This is a genomic window from Rhodoferax sp. (genome assembly GCF_023701345.1).
In the GTDB taxonomy this organism is placed as follows: domain Bacteria; phylum Pseudomonadota; class Gammaproteobacteria; order Burkholderiales; family Burkholderiaceae_C; genus Rhodoferax.
Genome location: NZ_JAMPXE010000205.1, coordinates 1 through 3,644, shown reverse-complemented (window position 1 = coordinate 3,644; position 3,644 = coordinate 1). Strand labels below are relative to the sequence as shown.

Genomic DNA, 3,644 nt, shown 5'->3' with positions numbered 1-3,644 from the left:
GCCATCCAGCACCTGGCGGGCATGAAGGACTCCAAGGTGATCGTGGCCATCAACAAGGACCCCGAGGCGCCGATCTTCAGTGTCGCCGACTACGGCCTGGAGGCTGATCTGTTTGTGGCACTACCTGAACTGACGGCTGCGCTTTAAGCTGCTCTGACCATGAACACCGATCTGTTTCAACATCGCGGCCCGCTGGCCATCATCACCCTGGACAACCCACCCGTCAACAGCCTCGGGCATGCCTTGCGCCAGCGCACCGTGACCGCGCTGGAAGCGGCGCAAGCCGACGCATCAGTCTGCGCCGTCGTGCTGACAGGCAATGACAAGGCCTTTTGCGCCGGGGCCGACGTCAGTGAATTTGGCACGCCGCTGCAACGCGCCGAGCCGGTGCTGGCCACGGTGCTCGCGAAGGTGGAGGCCTGCCGCAAGCCGGTGGTCGCCGCCATCAGCGGCGTGGCGCTGGGCGGTGGCCTGGAGCTGGCGTTGGCCTGCCACAGCCGCGTCGCTCTGGAGAACGCCAAGCTGGGCCTGCCCGAGATTTTGTTGGGACTGATCCCCGGTTCGGGCGGCACGCAACGCTTGCCGCGCCTGGTCGGCGTGGACACCGCGCTCGCCATGATGCTGAGCGGTCAAGACCAAACTGCGCGCCAACTGGTGGACTCGGGCCTGCTGGATGACGTTGTGTCCCAGGACCTGATTGAGGCGGCTTGCGCACGGGCCATCTCCCTGGCAGACGAATTGGCCGTGAACAAGACCCCCCTGCCCCGCGCCCGTGACCGTCAGCTCGATCCCACCACCACGCGTGCCCGACTGGCCGACGAGCGCGCCAAGCTCACGCCACGCCAGCAATTGCAGCCCGCCTACACGGCCTTGCTGGACGCTTTGCAGGCCGCCACATTGCCGCTGGACGAGGGCTTGCAACGCGAGCGTGAACTGTTCCTGCAACTGCAGGCCAGCACACAGTCCCAAGCCCTGCGGCATCAATTTTTTGCCGAACGCGAAGCCACCAAGCTGCCCGCCAAGCTGAGCGCCACACCGCGCCCGCTGCAGACCGTGGCCATCATTGGCGCCGGCACCATGGGCGCCGGCATTGCCATTTGTGCACTCGATGCCGGCCTGGCCGTGATTTTGCTGGAGCAGGACAGCGCGGCGCTGCAGCGCGGCCAGCAGCGCGTCAGCGATCACTACCAGGGCCGTGTCACGGCAGGCAAAATGAAAGCCAGCCTGGCTGCCGCCAATGAAGCACGCCTGACGCCTACCATTGACTGGGCGCAACTTTCCCATGCCGATCTGGTGATCGAGGCCGTGTTCGAGGACCTGGCCGTCAAGCAGGAAGTCTTCAGGAAGATCGATCAGCACGCCAGAGCGGGTGCCGTGCTGGCCACCAACACCTCGTACCTGGACGTGGACGCCATTGCCAACGCCACGACCCGCCCGCAAGACGTGCTGGGCCTGCACTTTTTCAGTCCGGCCAATGTCATGAAGCTGCTCGAAGTGGTGCGCGGTGCCCAATCCAGCCCGGACGTGCTGGCCACGGGCATGGAGCTGGGCAAAAAACTGAAGAAGCTGCCTGTGCTCACCGGCAACGCCTTTGGCTTCATCGGCAACCGCATCTACAACGCCTACCGCAAGCAGTGCGAATTCATGCTCGAAGACGGCGCCTGGCCCGAAGACGTGGACAGCGCGTTGCAAGCTTTCGGCTTTGCCATGGGCCCATTTGCCGTGGCCGACCTCTCGGGTCTGGACATTGCCTGGCGCATGCGCAAATCCCAGGCGGCCAGCCGCGACCCGCGCGAGCGTTACGTCAGCATCCTCGACCAGCTGTGCGAACAGGGGCGCCTGGGCCGCAAGACCGGTGCCGGTTACTACAACTACGTTGACGGCAAAAAATCCAGGGTCACGGATGCCGTCGTGCACGACATCATCGCGCAAGCCTCGCAACACCGCGGAATCGTCCGACACCCTCTCAGCGCTGCGCAAATTCAGCGCCGCGCCATGCTCGCCATGGTCAACGAAGCTGCCCTGCTGCTGGCAGAAGGTGTCGCCAGCCGCGCCAGTGACATCGATGTGGTGCTGGTGCAAGGCTACGGTTTTCCGCGCTGGGAAGGTGGCCCGGTGTTCTGGGCCCGCCAGCAGGAACGGGCGGCACTGGAAAACGATTTGCGAACCCTGGCCAGCGAGGCGGGTCGCGGCTTTGTATTGGCTGATCTGTCCATCCTGCTGGACTGACACAGACCGACCTACGGAAGGAAACACCTCATGAATCAAGCCTATATCTGCGACGCCATTCGCACCCCCTTTGGCCGCTACGGCGGTGCCTTGTGCAGCGTGCGCACCGACGACCTCGGCGCCATCCCGCTCAAGGCGCTGATGGCGCGCAACCCCAGCGTCGACTGGCAGGCCGTGACCGACGTGATTTTTGGCTGTGCCAACCAGGCCGGTGAAGACAACCGCAACGTGGCCCGCATGGCGACCCTGCTGGCAGGTTTGCCGATGAACGTACCGGGCGCAACCCTGAACCGCCTGTGCGGCTCGGGCCTGGACGCCGTGGGCAGCGCAGCGCGCGCCATCAAGGCCGGCGAAGCCACGCTGATGATCGCCGGTGGGGTCGAAAGCATGAGCCGCGCGCCCTTTGTCATGCCCAAGGCCGAGAGCGCCTTCAGCCGCAACAACGCGGTGTATGACTCCACCATCGGCTGGCGCTTCGTCAACAAACTCATGAAAGCCCAGTACGGCATCGATTCCATGCCGGAAACCGCCGAGAACGTGGCCACCGAATACAAGATCGGGCGCGAAGCCCAAGACCGCATGGCGCTGGCCAGCCAGATGAAAGCCGTCGCGGCGCAGCAGGCCGGCCACCTCGCGCGTGAGATCACCGCCGTCTCGATCCCCCAGAAAAAGGGCGACGCCCTGGTCGTGGACAAGGACGAACATCCGCGTGAAACCAGCCTCGCGGCGCTGGCCAAGCTCAAGCCCATCGTGCGCCCGGACGGCACCGTCACTGCCGGCAATGCCAGCGGCGTCAACGATGGCGCCTGTGCCATGTTGCTGGCCGACGAAGCCACCGCCTCCCGCCACGGCCTGACGCCGCGCGCCCGCGTGCTTGGCATGGCCACTGTCGGACTGGCGCCGCGCCTGATGGGCATGGGCCCGGCCCCGGCCACGCAAAAAGTGCTGGCGCTGACCGGCTTGAGCCTGGCGCAACTCGATGTGATTGAACTCAACGAAGCCTTTGCCGCCCAGGGTCTGGCGGTGTTGCGCGAGTTGGGTTTGCCCGATGACGATGCGCGCGTCAATGCCTGGGGCGGCGCCATTGCACTGGGCCACCCGCTGGGGGCCTCGGGTGCCCGCCTGGCCACCACGGCGGTCAACCGCCTGCATGCCACGGGCGGTCGCTATGCGCTGTGCACCATGTGTATTGGCGTCGGCCAAGGCATCGCCCTGATTCTGGAACGCGTCTGAATGAGTCCACCATGAGCCTCCAAGAAACCTTAGCCCAATACGGCCCCCGCGAATCGATGGAATACGACGTGGTCGTGGTCGGCGCCGGCCCGGCCGGTCTGGCCAGCGCCATCCGTCTCAAGCAACTCGCCACCGAGAAAGGCCGGGAGCTCTCGGTCGTCGTGCTGGAAAAAGGCTCCGAG

At 65.4% G+C, this 3,644-nt stretch carries 3 protein-coding genes and 1 pseudogene; all 4 read left to right on the top strand.

The window, feature by feature from the left end; translation table 11 throughout:
* Window positions 1-147: pseudogene (locus NDI87_RS17050) on the top strand (electron transfer flavoprotein subunit alpha/FixB family protein); the annotation flags it as partial.
* 12 nt (window positions 148-159) lie between these two features.
* Complete coding sequence (locus NDI87_RS17045; RefSeq protein ID WP_296276779.1) at window positions 160-2,229, top strand: 3-hydroxyacyl-CoA dehydrogenase NAD-binding domain-containing protein; 2,070 nt, start codon at window positions 160-162, stop codon at window positions 2,227-2,229.
* Window positions 2,230-2,259: 30 nt separating this feature from the next.
* The gene (gene pcaF, locus NDI87_RS17040; protein WP_296276778.1) at window positions 2,260-3,462 is read left to right on the top strand and encodes a 3-oxoadipyl-CoA thiolase; all 1,203 of its coding nucleotides are present in this window, start codon (window positions 2,260-2,262) and stop codon (window positions 3,460-3,462) included.
* 11 nt (window positions 3,463-3,473) lie between these two features.
* On the top strand, window positions 3,474-3,644 hold a 171-nt coding region (locus NDI87_RS17035; RefSeq protein ID WP_296276780.1), incomplete at its 3' end, for an FAD-binding protein.